Annotated in this window: 17 protein-coding genes; 3 read left to right on the top strand and 14 right to left on the bottom strand. The window is 72.0% G+C overall.

Annotation, left to right across the window (positions count from 1 at the left end; genetic code table 11):
* Window positions 1-284: 284 nt before the first annotated feature.
* Entirely contained in the window at window positions 285-1,475 is a 1,191-nt protein-coding gene (locus ACIHAA_RS03900) for a Glu/Leu/Phe/Val dehydrogenase dimerization domain-containing protein (RefSeq protein WP_399812654.1), read from the top strand.
* Between the two features lie 14 nt (window positions 1,476-1,489).
* Window positions 1,490-2,110, top strand: a complete 621-nt coding sequence (locus tag ACIHAA_RS03895; protein ID WP_399812652.1) for a TetR/AcrR family transcriptional regulator — start codon at window positions 1,490-1,492, stop codon at window positions 2,108-2,110.
* 251 nt (window positions 2,111-2,361) lie between these two features.
* On the opposite strand, the gene ACIHAA_RS03890 is transcribed toward ACIHAA_RS03895, so the two are convergent.
* A complete protein-coding gene (locus ACIHAA_RS03890; RefSeq protein ID WP_399813712.1) occupies window positions 2,362-3,147 on the bottom strand; it encodes an SGNH/GDSL hydrolase family protein in 786 nt (261 codons plus the stop codon).
* A 311-nt stretch (window positions 3,148-3,458) separates the two neighbouring features.
* Between ACIHAA_RS03890 and ACIHAA_RS03885 the strand changes: the two genes are divergently transcribed.
* Entirely contained in the window at window positions 3,459-4,256 is a 798-nt protein-coding gene (locus tag ACIHAA_RS03885) for a tyrosine-protein phosphatase (protein WP_399812650.1), read from the top strand.
* Between the two features lie 28 nt (window positions 4,257-4,284).
* Here ACIHAA_RS03885 and ACIHAA_RS03880 read toward each other — a convergent pair whose 3' ends face one another.
* The 13 genes from ACIHAA_RS03880 to hpnC all read right to left on the bottom strand — a co-directional run bounded on the left by ACIHAA_RS03880 (window position 4,285) and on the right by hpnC (window position 18,044).
* Complete coding sequence (locus tag ACIHAA_RS03880; protein WP_399812647.1) at window positions 4,285-4,404, bottom strand: DUF6126 family protein; 120 nt, start codon at window positions 4,402-4,404, stop codon at window positions 4,285-4,287.
* Window positions 4,401-5,018: a helix-turn-helix domain-containing protein gene (locus ACIHAA_RS03875; RefSeq protein ID WP_399812644.1), complete on the bottom strand. Its 618-nt coding sequence runs from the start codon at window positions 5,016-5,018 to the stop codon at window positions 4,401-4,403. The genes ACIHAA_RS03880 and ACIHAA_RS03875 overlap by 4 nt, the downstream gene beginning before the upstream one ends.
* A 137-nt stretch (window positions 5,019-5,155) precedes the next feature.
* A complete protein-coding gene (locus tag ACIHAA_RS03870) occupies window positions 5,156-6,553 on the bottom strand; it encodes an aspartate aminotransferase family protein (protein ID WP_399812641.1) in 1,398 nt (465 codons plus the stop codon).
* On the bottom strand, window positions 6,550-8,445 hold the full coding sequence (gene dxs / locus ACIHAA_RS03865; RefSeq protein ID WP_399812638.1) for a 1-deoxy-D-xylulose-5-phosphate synthase: 1,896 nt from the start codon (window positions 8,443-8,445) through the stop codon (window positions 6,550-6,552). The genes ACIHAA_RS03870 and dxs overlap by 4 nt, the downstream gene beginning before the upstream one ends.
* A gap of 29 nt (window positions 8,446-8,474) precedes the next feature.
* Complete coding sequence (gene ispG / locus ACIHAA_RS03860; RefSeq protein ID WP_399812635.1) at window positions 8,475-9,632, bottom strand: flavodoxin-dependent (E)-4-hydroxy-3-methylbut-2-enyl-diphosphate synthase; 1,158 nt, start codon at window positions 9,630-9,632, stop codon at window positions 8,475-8,477.
* A gap of 4 nt (window positions 9,633-9,636) precedes the next feature.
* Window positions 9,637-10,668 carry an adenosyl-hopene transferase HpnH gene (hpnH, locus tag ACIHAA_RS03855; RefSeq protein WP_399812631.1) on the bottom strand — a complete coding sequence of 344 codons (1,032 nt, stop codon included), beginning with the start codon at window positions 10,666-10,668 and terminating at the stop codon, window positions 9,637-9,639.
* Window positions 10,669-10,673: 5 nt separating this feature from the next.
* Entirely contained in the window at window positions 10,674-11,315 is a 642-nt protein-coding gene (locus ACIHAA_RS03850) for a 1-hydroxy-2-methyl-2-butenyl 4-diphosphate reductase (RefSeq protein WP_399812628.1), read from the bottom strand.
* Window positions 11,315-13,315: a squalene--hopene cyclase gene (gene shc, locus ACIHAA_RS03845; RefSeq protein WP_399812626.1), complete on the bottom strand. Its 2,001-nt coding sequence runs from the start codon at window positions 13,313-13,315 to the stop codon at window positions 11,315-11,317. Before shc ends, ACIHAA_RS03850 begins: the two co-directional genes overlap by 1 nt.
* Window positions 13,316-13,473: 158 nt before the next feature.
* Window positions 13,474-14,547, bottom strand: coding sequence for a polyprenyl synthetase family protein (locus tag ACIHAA_RS03840; protein WP_399812624.1), 1,074 nt, complete (start codon window positions 14,545-14,547; stop codon window positions 13,474-13,476).
* Between the two features lie 65 nt (window positions 14,548-14,612).
* The gene (gene hpnE, locus ACIHAA_RS03835; RefSeq protein ID WP_399812621.1) at window positions 14,613-16,058 is read right to left on the bottom strand and encodes a hydroxysqualene dehydroxylase HpnE; all 1,446 of its coding nucleotides are present in this window, start codon (window positions 16,056-16,058) and stop codon (window positions 14,613-14,615) included.
* Window positions 16,055-16,195, bottom strand: a complete 141-nt coding sequence (locus tag ACIHAA_RS03830) for a DUF6380 family protein (protein ID WP_399812618.1) — start codon at window positions 16,193-16,195, stop codon at window positions 16,055-16,057. The genes hpnE and ACIHAA_RS03830 overlap by 4 nt, the downstream gene beginning before the upstream one ends.
* On the bottom strand, window positions 16,195-17,145 hold the full coding sequence (hpnD, locus tag ACIHAA_RS03825) for a presqualene diphosphate synthase HpnD (RefSeq protein WP_399812616.1): 951 nt from the start codon (window positions 17,143-17,145) through the stop codon (window positions 16,195-16,197). Before hpnD ends, ACIHAA_RS03830 begins: the two co-directional genes overlap by 1 nt.
* The gene (hpnC, locus tag ACIHAA_RS03820) at window positions 17,142-18,044 is read right to left on the bottom strand and encodes a squalene synthase HpnC (protein WP_399812612.1); all 903 of its coding nucleotides are present in this window, start codon (window positions 18,042-18,044) and stop codon (window positions 17,142-17,144) included. Before hpnC ends, hpnD begins: the two co-directional genes overlap by 4 nt.
* Between the last annotated feature and the right edge of the window lie 227 nt (window positions 18,045-18,271).

Below are 18,271 nucleotides of genomic sequence, written 5' to 3'. Positions count from 1 at the left end.
GGGCTTCCATTATGGGCGGGCCCTGTGACAGTGCCGGACGAGCCACGGCACAGGGCGGCGGTCCGGCTCCGGCGCGGTGTGCGGGCCCGCACGCACCTTGCGGCACACCGGGCCCGTAGCACTGCAACCACGGGTCGCGCGTTCTTCTTCCGCCCTCCCCCGCCGGGGGCCGGGGCCACGCCGTCCGTCGACGTCGGGACCGCCCTTTCCTCTCGGCCGCCCGTACCGGGAGGACCCTCGGAAACCCGGTCCACAACTGAATGGCCAGTCAGTACAGTGAGCGGATGACCATGGATCGGAACGCCCCTTTCATATCGCTCGTGTGGACCGACCACATCACCGGCCGACGCGGATACCTCGTCGTGGACCGGCTGGTGCGCGGGGTCGCCAGCGGCGGGCTGCGGATGCGGCCGGGCTGCACCCTGGACGAGGTCACCGGGCTGGCCCGCGGCATGACCATGAAGGAGGCGCTGCACTACAACCCCGAGGGCCGGTACGTCCCGCTGGGCGGCGCCAAGGGCGGTATCGACTGCGACCCCCGCGCCCCGGAGGCGTACGACGTCCTGGTGCGCTATCTGCGGGCCGTGAAGCCGTATGTCGAGACCATGTGGACCACCGGCGAGGACCTGGGGCTCAGCCAGGAGCTGGTGGACCGGGCGGCCGCCGAGGCGGGGCTCGTGTCGTCGGTGCAGGCGGTGTATCCGCTGCTGGAGGACGAGACGGCGGCGCGGCGGCGGCTCGCCGAGGCGTTCACGGTCGAGGTGGACGGGATCGGGCTGGACGCCCTGGTCGGCGGGTGCGGAGTCGCCGAGTCCGTGCTGACCGCGCTGGACCGGGCGGGCGCCCCCCGGGCCGGGACCCGGGTGGCCGTGCAGGGGTTCGGCACCATGGGCGGGGCCACGGCGCGCTTCCTGGCCCGTGCCGGGCTCCCGGTCGTCGCGGTCGCGGACATCAAGGGCACCCTCGCCCATCCGGACGGACTCGATGTGGAGGCGCTGCTCGCGGCACGCGACGCCTACGGGACGGTGGACCGCGCCGCGTTGCGCCCCGCCGACCGGGAACTGCCCGGCGACGCCTGGCTGTCGGCGGAGGCGGAGGTGCTCGTGCCCGCGGCGGTGTCGTACGCGGTCGACACGGAGAACCAGGCGGTGATCGGCGCCCGGTGGATCGCCGAGGCGGCCAATATGCCGGTGCTGCCCGAGGCAGAGGAGCTGCTCGCGGCGCGGGGGGTGACCGTGCTGCCGGACGTGGTGGTCAACTCCGGTACGAACGCCTGGTGGTGGTGGACCCTGTTCGGCGACGTCGAGGCGGACGCGGACCAGGCGTTCACGTACACCCGGCGGGCGATGCGGGAGTTGGTCGGCCGGATGCTGGACCGGGCGGAGGCGGACGGGACGAGTCCGAGGGCGGCCGCGCACGCCCTGGTCGCGGACCGGTTGCCGATGATCGCCGAGCGGTTCGGCCGGTACCGCTGACGTAGGGTTGCCGCGTGACGAGGGTGCGGTTGAGCGTGGCCGAGCGGCGTGAGGAGATGCTGCGGGCCGCCGTCGGTCAGATCGAGCAGCGGGGTGTGGCGGCGGTGCGGATCGCCGACGTGGCCTCGGCCCTCGGGGTGAGCAACGCGCTGGTGCTGTACCACTTCTCGACCAAGGAGAGGCTGGTCGCGGAGGCCTTCACCTACGCCGCCGAGGGCGACCTCGGCCATCTGCGGAAACTGCTCGGCCGCCGTACGTCGGCGCTGCGCAGGCTGCGGGCGGCGGTGCGCTGGTATGCGCCGACCGGGCAGGCCAAGGGGTGGCGGCTGTGGATCGAGGGGTGGGCGGCGGCGCTGCGCGAGCCCGCGCTGCGGGAGGTCGCGCGCGGTCTCGACCGGGAGTGGAAGAACGCGATCACCGAGGTGGTGGCGGAGGGGGTGGCCGCGGGCGAGTTCCACTGCCCCGACCCGGCGGCCACCGCACTGCGGCTCACGGCACTGCTCGACGGGCTGGCCGTGCAGATGACGGCGTACGAGGGCACCGTGTCACGGGCGCGCGCCCAGGAGTGGGTGGACGAGGCGCTTGCCCGTGAACTGGGCGTGGAGCGTTCCCAGTTGACGGCGACGAGGGGCTGACGCCCCCGGACACGGCCGGGGCCGGCCCGCGCGACCCGGCGCCTCTCGACGCCGTCACAGCCCGTTCGCCTGAAGCGCCCGGGTGCCCGGGGCGGCCGGGACCACCGCGGACCCGCTGTCCGGATCACCGGCCCGGGCCAAGAGCGAGAGCACCGGGCCGTCCGCCTGGCCTCGGTCCCGGCCCGGACAGTCCGGACCGATCCAGCCCGGTCCGTCCGGGCCGGTGATCCGGGCCAAGACCCCCGTCCGCGTCAGACCGCCTGAGCGATCCGCATCCTGATGTCGTCCGGCGACAGGGCACCCTTCGCGACCACCCGGTCCCCGGAGGACTCGCCGCGCAGTCGGCGGCCGATCCAGGGGGCCAGGTACTCACGCGCCCAGTGGATGTCGTCGCGCCGTACTTCGAGGGTGCCGCGCTGCGGCAACGGCGGCCAGGGCTGGTCCGGGTCGGCCGGTACCTCGATGCCGAGCACCTGGCCGGCCCGCAGCGCGACCCTGGTGTGCCCCTCGGGCGAGAGGTGCAGCCGGTCGCCGTCCCAGGCACGCCGGTCCTGGACGGTCCGCAGCGACCACAGGTCCAGCACCGGGCAGCCGTACCGGTCCGCGATGGCCCGGACATGCCCGTTGTACGTGGCGATCTTGCCGCGCAGATGCTTGAACACGGGCACGCCGCGGGTGTCGAAGCCGGTGGTGACCATCACCGTGCCGACGGCGGAGGTGAGGTCGGCGACGGCGCGCTCGAAGCGCTCGGCGACCTCGTCGGGGTCGGTGCCGGGCCGGATGATGTCATTGCCGCCCGCGCAGAAGGAGACCAGGTCCGGGGCGAGTTCCCGGGCCCTGGGGAGCTGGTCCTCGACGATCTGGTCGAGCAGTTTGCCACGTACCGCGAGGTTGTTGTACCGGAAGTCGCCCTCGGGGCGCAGGTCGGCGAGGAGCACCGCGAACCGGTCGGCCCATCCGACGAACTGCCCGTCGGGGCCGGGATCGCCGACGCCCTCGGTGAAGCTGTCCCCCACCGCCACGTACGACCCGATCACTGATCTGCTGTCACTCTTCGAATCGTCTGCCACGTCGGCCCATGATTCACCTTCGGATGTGAGCTACGCGACCGTAGGAAGGGGTTGACGGACGGTGAGATAGACCACTCGGATCATGTGCGTCGATGTGGAATAACTCTCCGAGCAGGGGTGTTGAACGGCCCGACGTGCATCGCTGGACGCGGCGACGGCTCCTGGTGGGGGTTCCGTCCGGCGCCAAGTCCGCGCCGTCGGTCCGATCGGCCCATGTCGTATCGTCGAGGCGCGGCCCGTCGGCGAGCGGCGTGGGCGGTCGTATGGGAGGAGCCCCCGTGACGCAGCAGATCCCGTCCACCGAGCCGGAGCTGACCGGAGTGCGCAACTTCCGTGATGTGGGCGGCCTGCCGACCGTGGACGGGCGGCGTGTACGGCACGGCGTGCTCTTCCGCAGCGGCCATCTCGCGCACGCCACGGAGGAGGACGCGGCCTTCCTCTCCTCTCTCGGACTGCACACGGTCTTCGACTTCCGCAACGCGGCGGACATGAAGCTGGAGGGGCCGGACGTCGAGCTGGCGGGCGTGCGGAACGTCAATCTCCCGCTGTCGGATCCGGCGGACGGGGCCGAGTTCTGGCGGATGGTGCGCGACGGCGATCTGGATCAGTTGCGCGGGCTGCTCTCCGAGGGCCGGGCCGCCGACCGGATGATCGCCTCGTACCGCGCGATCGTCCGGGAGCGCACGGCCGAGCACTCCCAGGTGCTGCGCGCGCTGGCCGAGGACAGTGTGCCCGCGCTGATGCACTGCGCGGCGGGCAAGGACCGCGCAGGTCTCTCGATCGCCGTGACGCTGCTCGCCCTCGGGGTGGAGCGGGAGGCGATCCTCGCGGACTATCTGGAGTCCAATGCCACGCACCGCCGCTACAAGGTGCGCCGCAACGGCTCGTCGCCCGACACCTACTCTCCCGAGGTGATGGAGCTGCTGAGCCCCCTCTTCGACGCCCGGGCCGAGTATCTGGCGGCGGCGCTCGGGACCGTCGAGGAGACCTGGGGCGGGGTGGACGCCTATCTGGAGCGGGGTCTCGGGGTGACCCCGCGGCTGCGGGAGCGGCTGCGGGGACGCCTGCTGGACTGAGTGGCCCGGGCCGTGCGGGGCCGGTCTCCTACTTCGCGCCCATCTCGAAGAGCAGCCAGATGAAACCGGCGAAGAGATGGCCGACCGCGAGATAGATGATCAGGCGCACCCACAGGGAACGCGGGAACTTGTCCTCGATGTCGCTCATGGCGTTTCTCCGGGGTGAGGGCCGAGGCAGAGTGCGGTGAGCGGGCTCTGCATCAGGGTGTGGACGAAGAGCAGATCGGCTCCGCCGTGGTCGGCGGCCGCCAGGCGGTGCGGGGTCAGCGAGTCGAAGTGGGCGCTGTCCCCCGGGTCGAGGAGATGCACGGTGTCGCCGAGGCGCAGCCGCAGCCGTCCCGTGAGGACGTAGAGCCACTCCTCGCCGGGGTGGACGCGCACGATGTCGCCCTGGGTGCCGTGCGGGATGTGGACCCGGAGGGCCTGCATCCCGCGTCCGGGGGCACCGGCCTGCCAGTAGGTCCAGCCGCCCGCCCGGGTCGGCTCCATGGCGGGGGCGCGGACGACGGCGTCCCGGTCGGCGACGGTCTCGCCGAGCAGTTCGGAGACCGTCGTACCGTAGATGCGGGCCAGCGTGAGCAGCATCGGCAGCGAGGGCTGGCGACGGCCGGTCTCCAGACGGGACAGATGGGCGGGCGAGAGCCCGGCGGCACCGGCCGCGGCCTCCAGGGTGAGCGAGGCGCGGCGGCGCAGTGCCCGCAGTTGCGGTGCGACCGTGGGCAGCTCCTCGGGGAGGCCCGGCCCGTCTTCGGGGAAGCTCATGCCTCCCATTCAGCCCGAGCTTTGCCTCAGCGGCAAATTTCTTGCCTCTGAGGCAAAGTCCGCTGGGGCGTTCCGGTCAGCGGTGGGCCGTTCCGGTCGGCCGGTGGCCGTTCGGGTCAGCCGCTGGGCCGTTCCGGTCAGCGGTGGGCCATCGCCTGCTTGACCAGGGTCCTGCCGAAGTCCCACATCAACCCGCCGCCGTGCGCGTCGTCCATCACCGCGGTGAAGGCTTCCACGAACCGGTCGACGTCCTGCTCGTCGAGGACCAGCGGCGGGATCAGCTTGATCACTTCCAGATGGTCGCCGGAGACCTGGGTGAGGATCCGGTGCCGTTGCAGCAGCGGGACCACGACCATCTGCGCGAAGAGGCCCTTGCGGGCGGCCTGGAGCACGGTCCAGCGTCCGCGCAGCCGCAGCGAGCTGGGCCGCCCGAACTCGATGCCGATCATCAGGCCCCGGCCGCGTACGTCACTGAGCAGCTCGTACTTGTCCACGAGCGCCGTGAGGCGGGACTTCAGCTGCTCGCCCACGACCCGTACGCGGTCGACGGTCCCCTCGTTCTCCATGACGGCGAGGACCGCGAGACCGGCGGCCATCGCCTGGGCGTTGGACCCGAAACTGGCCGAGTGCACCAGCACCCGGTCCATGGACGAGTAGACCTTCTTGAAGATCCACTCCTTGCCGAGGGTGGCGCCGACCGGCACATAGCCGCCCGAGAGCGCTTTCGCCACGCACACCAGGTCCGGTGCGACACCGTCCTCGTGCTGGTAGGCGTAGAAGTCTCCGGTGCGGCCGAGCCCGGTCTGCACCTCGTCGGCGATCAGCAGTGCCTTGTGCCGGTGCAGCAGTTCCTGGGCGCCCCGCAGATAGCCGGGCGGGGCCTCGTGCACGCCCTTGCCCTGGATGGGTTCGACGATCAGGGCCGCCACATCGCCCTTGGCCAGTTCCCCGGCCAGGGCGTCGAGATCGCCGAGCGGGACCGGGGTGTCGGGCAGCAGCGGGGCGAAGCCGTCGCGGAAGCCGGATTCGCCGTTCACCGAGAGGGAGCCGGTGGTCAGCCCGTGGAAGGCGTGGGCGCAGTACAGGACCCGCGGCCGGCCGGTGGCGAACCGGGCGAACTTCAGCGCGGTCTCCACCGCCTCGGTACCGCTGTTGCCGAAGAACACCCGGTCCAGGTGGGGGCTGTGGGCGAGCAGCTTCTCCGCCAGCAGACCGGGCAGCGGCTGGCAGTCGAAGCGGGTCAGGTCGGCCAGCTGGGCGTCCAGGACGTCGTGCAGCGCCTGGCGGACCACGGGGTGGTGGCGGCCCAGGCCCATCACCCCGAATCCGGCGAGCATGTCCAGGTAGTCGTTGCCGTCCGCGTCCCAGAAGTGGGCGCCCTCGGCTCGCTCGTAGACCTTGTCGAAGCCGATGGTGTGCAGCATCCGCGGGAGCTGGTGGTTGAGGTACCGGGCGTGCAGCTCGTAGCGCTCGGCGCCGCGCTCGGCCAGGAGCGCGGCGAGGTCGAACCCACCGCTGCCGGAGGGGTTGGTCATTCCTGTTTCTCCTTGGACGGCTCGTCCTGGGCGGCCAGGCAGGCGCTGATCCGCCCCGCGATCTCGACGGGCGTGAGGCCGATGTCGGCGAGGACCTCGGCGCGCTTGGCGTGCGCGAGGAACTGCTCCGGGATGCCGAACCTGCGCACGGGTACGTCGATGTCGGCGTCCCCGAGTGCCAGCGCGACCGCGGAGCCCACCCCGGCGGCCCGGCTGTTGTCCTCGACGACCGCGACCAGCCGGTGCCCGGCGGCCAGTCCGGGCAGGGCCGGGTCGACGGGCTTGACCCAGCGCGGGTCGACGACCGTACAGCCGATGCCTCGGGCCCCGAGCAGTTCGGCGGCCTGGAGGCAGACGGGCGCCATGACGCCCACGGAGACGAGGAGCACCTCAGGCCGCGTCCCGCGGTGCAGCACGTCCAGGCCGCCGGCGCGGTCCACGGCCGGGATCGCGGGGCCCGCCGACTCCTTCGGGAAGCGGATCAGCGTCGGCGCGTCGTCGACCGCCACCGCCTCCCGCAGCTGCGCCCGGAGCTGGTCGGCGTCGCGCGGGGCGGCGATCCTGAGGCCCGGTACGACCTGGAGGACCGACAGGTCCCACATGCCGTTGTGGGAGGGCCCGTCGGTGCCGGTGATCCCGGCCCGGTCGAGGACGAAGGTGACACCGCAGCGGTGCAGGGCGACATCCATCAGCAGCTGGTCGAAGGCCCGGTTGAGGAAGGTGGCGTAGACGGCGACGACCGGGTGGAGTCCGCCGGTGGCGAGTCCGGCCGCGGACACGGCGGCGTGCTGCTCCGCGATGCCCACGTCCCACACCCGGTCCGGGAAGCGCTCCGCGAAGGGGGCGAGGCCGACCGGGTGCAGCATGGCCGCGGTGAGGGCCACGACGTCCTCGCGCTCCTCCCCGATCCTCGTGATCTCCTCGCCGAACACGGAGGTCCAGGAGGGGCCCCCGGAGGGCGTCAGGGGCGCGCAGGTGAGCGGGTCCATCACGCCGACGGAGTGGAAGCGGTCCTCCTCGTGGGCGAGCGCGGGCTCGTAGCCGCGGCCCTTCTCGGTGAGGCAGTGGACCACCACCGGGCCGTGGAAGCGTTTGGCGCGGCGCAGCGCCGACTCGACGGCCCGGATGTCGTGCCCGTCGATGGGCCCCACGTACTTCAGACCGAGGTCCTCGAAGAGCCCCTGGGGGGCGAAGGCGTCCTTGAAGCCCTTCTTCGCGCCGTGCAGGGCCTCGTAGACGGTCTTGCCGACGACGGGCGTGCGTTGCAGCACCTTCTTGCCCCAGGCGAGCGCCTTCTCGTAGCCGTCCGTGGTGCGCAGGGTGGCCAGATGGTTGGCGAGGCCGCCGATGGTGGGGGCGTAGGAGCGCTCGTTGTCGTTGACGACGATGATCAGCGGGCGGTGTTTGGCGTCCGCGATGTTGTTGAGCGCCTCCCAGGCCATGCCGCCGGTCAGCGCGCCGTCCCCGACGACCGCGACGACATGGCCCTTCTCCCCCTGCACCTGGCGGGCCTTGGCGAGGCCGTCGGCCCAGCCGAGCGCGGTGGAGGCATGACTGTTCTCGATGATGTCGTGCTCGGACTCCTCGCGCGAGGGATAGCCGGACAGGCCGCCCTTGCCGCGCAGCTTGGAGAAGTCCTGGCGGCCTGTCAGGAGCTTGTGCACATAGCTCTGGTGACCGGTGTCCCACAGGATGCGGTCCACGGGTGACTCGAAGGCCCGGTGCAGGGCGACGGTGAGCTCCACCACCCCCAGGTTGGGCCCCAGGTGTCCCCCCGTCCTTGCCACCGCGTGGATCAGGAACTCCCTTGTCTCCCCGGCCAGTTGCTTCAGTTCCGCCTCGGACAGCGCTTTCAGGTCACGTGGTCCCCGGATGCTCTCCAGAATGGTCACGCTCGGGCCCCCTCTCACGTCCGTGCTGTTCAGCTCACGGTGACTGCCGGTGCTCCGGCCCCTGCGCCGCCCTCCTCCATCTGCTCGGCCAGCTTCATGGCCTCCTCGATCAGGGTCTCCACGATCTTCGACTCCGGCACGGTCTTGATGACCTCGCCCTTGACGAAGATCTGGCCCTTGCCGTTGCCGGAGGCCACGCCGAGGTCGGCCTCGCGGGCCTCGCCCGGGCCGTTCACGACACAGCCCATGACCGCGACACGCAGCGGGACCTCCATGCCGGTCAGGCCCGCCGTGACCTCTTCGGCCAGCTTGTAGACGTCGACCTGGGCGCGGCCGCAGGAGGGGCAGGAGACGATCTCCAGGCCGCGCTGACGCAGGTTGAGGGACTCCAGGATCTGGATGCCGACCTTGACCTCCTCCGCGGGCGGGGCGGACAGGGAGACGCGGATGGTGTCGCCGATGCCCCGGGACAGCAGCGCGCCGAAGGCGACGGCGGACTTGATGGTGCCCTGGAAGGCGGGTCCCGCCTCCGTGACACCGAGGTGGAGGGGGTAGTCGCACTGCTCGGCGAGCTGGCGGTAGGCCTCGATCATCACGACCGGGTCGTTGTGCTTCACCGAGATCTTGATGTCGCGGAAGTCGTGCTCCTCGAAGAGGGACGCCTCCCACAGCGCCGACTCCACCAGGGCCTCCGGGGTGGCCTTGCCGTACTTCTGGAGCAGCCGCCGGTCCAGCGAGCCCGCGTTCACCCCGATCCGGATCGGCGTGCCGTGGTCCTTGGCCGCCGTCGCGATCTCCCGGACCTTGTCGTCGAACTGCTTGATGTTGCCCGGATTCACCCGGACCGCCGCACAGCCCGCCTCGATCGCCGCGAACACGTACTTCGGCTGGAAGTGGATGTCCGCGATCACCGGGATCTGCGACTTCCGCGCGATCACCGCCAGCGCGTCCGCGTCGTCCTGCGTCGGACACGCCACCCGCACGATCTGGCAGCCCGACGCCGTCAGCTCCGCGATCTGCTGCAACGTGGCACCGATGTCCGACGTCCGCGTCGTCGTCATCGACTGCACCGACACCGGCGCCCCGCCCCCGACCGCCACCGGCCCGACCTGGATCTGCCGCGACAGGCGTCGCGGGGCGATCGGACGGGCCGGTACCTCGGGGACACCCAAGGAAACGGCGGTCATGGTGTCAGCCGTCGTTTCCGGGGTTCGGGGCGATCGTCTCCCGCATGGCCCGCAGCGACTCCTTGAGGGATCCCATGGTGGCCAGCACGGCGGTGGGCTCGTAGCCGCAGTGCGCCATGCAGTTGGCGCAGCGCGGGTCCTTGCCGCGGCCGTACTTGTCCCAGTCGGTCTCCTCGATCAGCTCCCGGTACGTCGGCACATACCCGTCGCTCATCAGATAGCAGGGCCGCTGCCAGCCGAAGAGCGAGTAGTTCGGGATCGCCCAGGCCGTGCAGGGGAAGTCGACCTTGCCCTCGAGGAAGTCGAGGAAGAGCGGGGAGTGGTTGAGCCGCCAGCGGCGCCGGTTGCCGTCGGCGAACGCCTTGCGGAACAGCTCGCGGGTCTGCTCCACACCGAGGAAGTGCTCCTGGTCGGGCGCCTTCTCGTAGGCGTAGGCGGGCGAGATCATCATCTCGTCCACCTTCAGGTCGTCATTGAGGAAGTTGAGCACCTCGATGATGGTCCCCGGGGTGTCGGTGTTGAAGAAGGTCGAGTTGGTGGTGACCCGGAAGCCGCGCCGCTTGGCCTCCTTGATGGCCTCCACCGCCTCGTCGAACACGCCCTCCTTGGCCACGGACTCGTCGTGCCGCTCGCGCAGCCCGTCGATGTGCACCGCGAACGCGAAGTACGGGGAGGGCGTGAACTTCTCCATCTTCTTGCGCATCAGCATGGCGTTGGTGCACAGGAAGACGTACTTCTTCCGGGCCACCAGCTGCCGCACGATCTCCTCGATCTGCGGATGCATCAGCGGCTCACCGCCCGCGATGGACACCATGGGCGCGCCGGACTCCAGCACCGCGCCCACCGCCTGGGCCACCGGCATGCGCTGCTTCAGCACCCCCGCCGGGTGCTGGATCTTGCCACAGCCCTCGCACTTCAGATTGCAGGCGAAGAGGGGTTCCAGCTCCACGATGAGCGGAAACTTGTCCCGCCTGCGCAGCTTCTGTTCGAAGAGATAGGTCGCCACCTTGATGGACTGGCGCAGCGGCATGGCCATCTGGCTCACCTCCTGGGGAGCAGCAAGGAACGGTGCCATTCGAAAAAAGCGGGAAGAACGGCACGAAGTACGCGGAAGGCTGATATTCCACCGCGCACCGTGCCGATCCGGACGAGTTCATGTTCTGGAGCGTCCACGACCACCCGGACGGCCGCAACCGGGCGGACGCCGGTGAGCAGCGCACCGCGAAGGGTGGCCGCGGACTCCATGTCGACCGCGATCGCTCCGGTCGCGAAGAGTTCCGACCGCTCCTGGCCTCGGACGACATGGTCCGAGCCGGTCAGCGGCCCGGTGTGGACCGTGCGCCCCGGAAGGCGGCGCGTCAGTTCCTTCACCAGCAGTTCGGGGCCGACGCAGGGGGTGGTGCCGTGGGGGTCCCGGGTCTCCTCGGCGACCACCAGGTCTCCGGGGTGCATACCGGGGGCGAGCCCCGCGCAGAACCCCGTCGCGAGGACGGCGGCCCCGGCATGCGCCGGGTCGGCGAGCGCGCCGGTGACCGAGCGTTCCGCCGCGCGGGGTCCCATGCCCGTACGGAGCAGGGTGACACGCCCGCCGGCGCCGGTGCGGTCGCCGCTGCGCAGGGCGAGGTGCTCGATGCCGAGCGCGCAGGCGATCAGCAGCGGTGCCGTCCCGGGCTGCCGGTTCATCAGCTCCCCTTGGCCCCGGCGAACGGCTCGCCGTGGAGGTAGCGGCCGAGCGCGGTGAGCGGGAAGACCTGGCGGTAGAGGTGGTAGTTGATGGAGAAGTCCCAGGGGAAGCCGGTGCCCGTGAAGTACGGCTCGTCCCAGGAGCCGTCCTCGTTCTGGGTGCGGACCAGGAACTCGATGCCGCGTTGCGCCGCCTTGCCCTCCCCCTCCCCCGCGGCCAGCAGCGCGAGCAGTGCCCAGGCGGTCTGGGAGGCGGTGGAGGCGCCCCGGCCGCTCCACTGCCCGGGGTCGTGGTAAGAGCGCAGGTCCTCGCCCCAGCCCCCGTCGTCGTTCTGCACCCGCTCCAGCCAGGCGACGGCCCGGCGGATCGCCGGGTGGGCCGCGGGCAGACCGGCCGCCGTCAGCGCGGGGACCACCGAGCCGGTCCCGTATACGTAGTTGACGCCCCAGCGCCCGAACCACGATCCGTCCGGCTCCTGTTCGGCCAGCAGCCAGTCGATGCCGCGACGGGTGCGCGGGTCGTGGGCGAGGCCCTCGACCGCGAGCATCTCCACGACATGCGCGGTGACATCGGCCGACGGCGGGTCGACGACCTCGCCGAAGTCGCAGAAGGGCAGCCGGTTGGGGAACCGGCTGGTGTTGTCGGCGTCGAAGGCGCCCCAGGCGCCGTTCTTGGACTGCATGCCGAGGGTCCAGCGCAGCCCGCGTCCGATGGCGCGCTCGACCCGGTCCGGGTCGGGATGGCCGACCCGGCGCAGCGCGAGGACCACCTCGGCGGTGTCGTCGATGTCCGGGTAGTTGTCGTTGTGGAACTCGAACGCCCAGCCGCCGGGCGGGAGTCCGGGGCGCCGCACCGCCCAGTCGCCGGGCCGGACGATCTCTTCGCCGAGCATCCAGTCCACTGCCTTCACCAGTTGCGGATGGTCGGCGGGCAGGCCCGCGTCGGCGAGCGCGATGGTGGCGAGGCAGGTGTCCCACACCGGGGACTGGCACGCCTCGATCATCCGGGAGCCGTCCTCGCGCCACACCGCGAAACGGTCCAGGGAGGCGAGGCCCTCGCGCATCACGGGGTGCTGGAGGTCGTAGCCGAGCAGATGGAGGGCGATCACCGAGTACACCGCGGGCGGCTGGATTCCGCCCCAGCAGCCGTCGTTCTCCTGCCGCTCCACGATCCAGCGGGCTGCGCTGTTCATCGCGGCCCTGCGCAGCCGCCGCGGGGCGACCCGGCGCAGGACGTGCAGCGCCCTGTCCAGCCGCTGGAAGACGCCGTCCCAGCTCACCACGGGGGCGAGGTCCCGGGCCGGGCTGGGGTCGTCCGGGTCGGTGTGCAGCTCGTCCAGGGGGAAGGGCGCGGGCCGTACCGGGCGCTTCGCGGAGACGACGGTCAGCGGGACGATCGTCTGGCGCGCCCAGCACCCGAAGTCGTAGATGTTGAGGGGGACCCAGCGGGGCAGATAGATGATCTCGGGCGGCAGTTCCGGCAGGTCCTCCCATCTCCACCAGCCGAAGAGGGCGAGCCAGATCCGGGTGAAGACACGGGCGGCGGCGATGCCTCCCCGCTCGCGCACCCAGGCGGACGCCCTCGCCATGTGGGGTGCGTCGGGCGGGTCTCCCGCCAGCCGCAGGGCGACATAGGCCTCGACGGTGGCGGACACTTCGCCTGGCCCGCGGTAGAAGGTCGCCCAGGCGCCGTCCTCGCGCTGTTCACCGCGGATGAACAGGGCGGCGGCCCGGGTGGTCCGTTCGTCGGAGATGCCCAGGAACTGACGGAGCAGCAGGTCCTCGGCGTCCATCGTGACGTTGGTCTCGAGGTCGCCCTTCCACCAGCCCTCGGCGTCCTGCCGCGCGAGCAGGAAATCGGTCGCGCGCCGCAGGGCGCGCTCGGCGGTGTCGCGAGTGCCGTCCGCCCCGGCCGCCTCCGGGAGCGGTACGTCGGTGTCGCTGGCCGAGGCAGCGCGGGGCGGCAGTGCTCCGGTGCTTCCGTCGGTCGTCGCTGTCATGGCTTCCCCTTCGTGCAGTCGTGCGAGTCGTGCTGCTGCTGGGTCCGCCGTCGGCCGGTGGGTCCGCGCGGTGGGGGTCCTCCCCTCCGCCCGAGGAAGGTCGGGCGTCGGGGAGGCACCGGCCGGCGACTACGCGAGGTGGGTTCGACCGATACTGATCATCTCTTCCGTACGACGACGAAGTCGGCGAGGGCGGTGAACTGCGCGCGCACCTCCTGGGGCATCCGGACCGAGGCCAGGGCCTCGACCGCGATGGTGTGCTGGCGGCGCGCCTCCTGGGCGGTCCACTCGCGGCCGCCCGCCTCCTCGATGAGCGCGGCCCGCGCGGCGAACTCCTCCTCGGAGAAGTTCTCGAAGTCACTGCTCTTGGCGTCCTCGGCGAGCAGTCGTCCGAGCCGCTCGGAGGCCGGGCCGCCCGCTGCCAGCGCGGCCACCACCGGCAGGGACTTCTTGCGCTGGCGCAGATCGCTCCAGGTCTGCTTGCCCGTGGCCTCCGGGTCGCCCCAGATGCCGAGCAGGTCGTCGACGGCCTGGAAGGCAAGGCCGAGGTGGTAGCCGTACTTCTCCAGGGTGTCGGCGGTCGCGTCGTCGGCGCCGCCGAGGACGGCGCCGATGGAGGAGGCGCAGGCGAGCAGGGCGCCGGTCTTGTTGCCCTCCATCTCCAGGCACTCCTCGACGCTGACGCGGTCGCGGTGCTCGTAGGAGATGTCCTGTGCCTGACCGTCGATCAGGGCGCGGGTGGCGGCGGTCAGCCGCCGTGCGGCGCGCCCGGCCTCCACACTGCCCAGCTCCAGCAGCACCTCGCCCGCCAGGGCGAACAGGGCGTCGCCGACGAGGATGGCCTGTGCGGGACCGTGCACCTTCCAGACGGTGTCGCGGTGGCGGCGCTGCTCGTCGCCGTCCATCAGGTCGTCGTGCAGCAGCGAGAAGTTGTGCACCAGCTCCACCGCGACCGCGCCGGGCACGCCGACCTCGGGGGCCCGGCCGGCGGCCTGCGCGGAGAGCAGGGCGAGGGCGGGACGCACGGCCTTGCCGCCGTCGCCGTCGGCCGGGTTGCCCTCGGCGTCGATCCAGCCGAAGTGGTAGGCGGCGACGGTGTCCATGGGCGGTGCCAGGCGGTCCACTGCCTCCCGCAGCACCGGGGTGGCCAGGGTCCGGCCGCGCTCCAGGAGCGCGGACACGTCCACCGCGTTCTCTCGAGCGGCCGTCTCGGCCGGGGGCACAGTGGGCACAGTCTCTCCTCTTGTTGCGATACCGGGGGTGCGGGAACCGGCTCTGTGCGCGGGAACGCTCATGGTCATGCCGCCTCCTCGAAGAGGTCGGGGAGGTGGGCGCCGGACCGGCCCAGGGCGTCCAGCGCGGCGCCCGCCGCGCTGACACCGCTGCGGACCGCACTCTCCATGGTCGCGGGCCACCCGGTGGCGGTCCACGCTCCGGCCAGGCAGAGGCCGGGGGCCTTGGTGCGGGCGCCGGGCCGCAGCCGCCCGACGCCGGGACCGGGCGCGAACGTCGCCGTGCGCTCCCGGGTCACGAAGAAGTCCTTCACTCGGGCGCCGCGGGCGGCGGGCAACAGCCGCTCCAGCTCCGGGAGATAACGCTCGCGCAGCACCGACACCGGTTCGTCGATCTCGTCCTGGGCGGCCGACTGGGACAGCGCCAGATACTGGCCCTCGCGCAGTCCGGAGGCCTCGGTGCGGTCGAAGACCCACTGCACCGGGGAGCCGAGCGCCGCGAAGAACGGGCCGGTGAGCACCGTGCGGTCGTAGACGACATGGACGTTGAGGATCGGGGCGGTGCCGATGTCGAGCAGTCGTTCGGGGGCGTCGAGGGCTCCGGCGGGCAGCAGGTCGTGCGCCTCGCGCTGCGGTACGGCGAGGACGACCGCGTCGGTCTCGATGCGCTCGCCGGGAACCTGGACGCTCCAGCCGCCGTTCTCACGGCGGGAGAGGGAGGTGACGCGTGCACGGACCTCGGTGCGGACACCCGCGGAGTCGAGCGCCTTGCGGGCCAGCCGGTCGTGCAGTTCGCCCAGCGGGACGCGGGCCCAGCCGATGTCGGCCGCGCCCGGGTCGGACAGCAGACCCGTCTTGAACACCATCGCGGCGAGCCCGAGCGAGGCGTCCTTGGCCACCGCGTTGAGGGTGGCGACCCCGACCAGGTCCCACAGTGCCTCGATGGCGCGCGCCGACTGGCCGTGCGCGGCGAGCCAGCTGCCGAAGTCCTGCTCGTCCAGCGCGGGATCCGCGAGGTCCAGGGCTCGGAGCGCCAGTGCGGCACGCCCGACCCTGGCGCGCTCGGCGAGGGAGAGGTGGGGGTAGGTGGCCAGGCTGCGCCCGAGATGCAGGGGTACGGGCAGTGCGTCGCGGCGCAGTCTGCCGAGTCGCCGTCCCGGGGCGCCGTCGGCGTCGAGAACGGGCACGTCGAGACGATCCTGCAAGGGCGCGAGCGCGGAGGCGTCGATGCGGTCGAGGAACCAGCGGTAGGCGGTGCAGCAGCGCAGATAGACGTGCTGGCCGTTGTCGACGGTCAGCTCGCCCCGGTGGAAGGAGAAGGCGAGTCCGCCCAGGCGCGGGCGGCCCTCCAGCAGGGTGACGCGCACCCCGGCGTCGGCGAGCGCCAGGGCGGCCGTGATCCCGGCCAGTCCCCCGCCGACCACCACGGCGGACGTCCCGTCCCCGGACGGCGTCCCGCGGTGGCCCGGGCCGTCCGGGGACGGGGCCGCCGGACCTGTGCCGTCGCTCATCGTGCTTCCTCCCCTGCCGGTCCGCCGTGGTGCTTGAACGATGCACGGCGGAGCGTCGCAGTCAGGGACGCCGCGCCGCACCGGAGGGTTGCCCGAGGTGCTCCACCGGTGGACCCGGCCGCGAGGGAACCGTCCATCAGCCGCGCCTCCTGACCGTGCGACGGGAGACGGTGCGGGTGTCGAGGCCGGAGAGGCCTCGCACGGCGACATAGGCCTTCTCGCGGCCCGGCAGGGAGACCCGGCCGCGCAGTACGGCCTCGGGCTCCCGTTCGATGCGGTCCAGGAGCCGCCGGTAGATGCCCGCCATGGCGGCGACGCAGGCGCCGCTGCGCCGGTCGAGCATGGGCAGCAGCCGGTAGCCCTCGGCGAAGAGGGCGCGGGCGCGGCGCACTTCGAAGTGCACCAGCCCCGCGAAGTCGGCGCCCTCGGGCGGGGTCGGGGCGGAGAACCCGGCCGAACAGCCGAACTTGGCGAGGTCGTCGGCGGGCAGATAGACCCGGCCGCCCTCGGCGTCCTCGCGGACGTCCCGGAGGATGTTGGTGAGTTGCAGGGCCAGGCCCAGCGTGTCCGCGTACTCCGGCGCGCGCTCGGCTCCGCGCGCCCCCGGCTCGGGGCCGAACACGCCGAGCGAGAGGCGTCCGATGGCCCCGGCCACACAGCGGCAGTAGACCTTCAGGTCGTCCCAGGTCTCATAGGTCCGGCCGCGGACGTCCATGAGCACGCCGTCGATGAGTTCGTCGAGGCCGCCGAGCGGGATCGGGAAGTGCGTGGCGGCATGGGTGAGGGCGACGGCGACCGGGTCGGTGTCGTCCTCCGCCACCTTGCCGTGCCGGACGCGGTCGAGCAGCGCCCGGGTCTCCTCCAGCCGCTCGGTCTTGACCTCGGGCGCCAGCGCGCCGTCGCCGATGTCGTCGACCCGCCGGGAGAACGCGTAGAGCGCCGACATCGCCCGGCGCTTCGGCGTGGGCAGCAGCCTGATGCCGTAGGCGAAATTGCGGGCCTGCTGCCCGGTCACGGCCTCGCAGTAGCTGTATGCGGCGAGTACCGGCGGGGGCACGTGCTGTTCCGACTCCACGGTCCGGATCACCCCTCTCCTCGCAGAGTCACGCCCACCTCGCGCAGCAACCGGAGCTTGCCGGGCTTGGGCGGGCCGGGAAGTACGTCGTATTCGGCGGCGGCGATCGCGCCGATCGCCGCCCTTCCCCCCGCCACGAAACCCGCGAGCAGCAGTCTCAGCCTGCCGTGGACGCTACCCACCAGGGGGGCGCCTTCATTCAGGAGACCGCGGGCGCGTTCTGCTTCGTATGCAACCAGCGCGCGCACCGATGCGCCTGTTGTGGGCGTGGCGAGGTCCGCTTCCTGGACATGGAACCGCTTCATGTCGGCGGCGGGCAGATAGATCCGGTCCCGGCCGAGGTCCTCGGCGACGTCCTGGAGGTGCTCGACGATCTGGAGCGCCGTGCAGACCGCGTCGGAGTGACGGACGCGCTCGGGGGTGGAAGTGCCGGTGACGGCCAGCACCAGCCGGCCCACCGGGTTGGCGGACAGCTCGCAGTAGGCGAGGAGGTCGTCATAGGTCTCGTAGCGCTTGACCAGCTGGTCCTGGCGGTTCGCGGCGATCAGGCCGAGGAACGGCTCGGGGGTGAGTCCGGCGCGCCGGACCGTGGGCCGGAGGCGGCGCAGCAGGGGGTGGCGCGGGGTGGAGTCGAAGACCCGGTGCAGGTCGGCCTCGAAGGCGTCCAGGAGGGCGAGGCGGTCCTCGGCCCGCTCGGGCGACACGCCGAGGAGGCGGGCGTCGGCGCCGCCGGGGGCGAGATCGCCGTCGCCGATGTCGTCGACGAGCCGGGCGAAGCCGTAGACGGCCATCAGGTCGGCGCGCCAGGCGCGGGGCAGGAAGAAGGGCGCCACGGGGAAGTTCTCGGCCGCGGCCTTGTCGAGGGTGGCGCGCTCCGGGTCGCCGGTGCGCGTCGTCCCGGCTTGGGTCACCGCTCGCCGCCCGGCGCGGAGACGGCACATGCCTCGCGGAGCTGGAGACTTTCCGTAGCCATTGCCGTCACATCTCCCGTTCTACACTGCCGACCCAATACATCCTATTTCGGACACGCCGCCCGGCCGTCCACGCAGCGCCGCAGGTAGGAGGGTGTAGGTCATTATCGCCCCAGTTGCCGCGAATCAGCACCGGTACAGCTTACGTTGTACAACTAACGGCCCTC

Origin of the sequence: Streptomyces sp. NPDC052040, assembly GCF_044548405.1 — a bacterium.
Taxonomy (GTDB): Bacteria; Actinomycetota; Actinomycetes; order Streptomycetales; family Streptomycetaceae; genus Streptomyces.
Note: the sequence above shows the minus strand (reverse complement) of the source record. Positions and strands in the feature narration are given on the sequence as shown.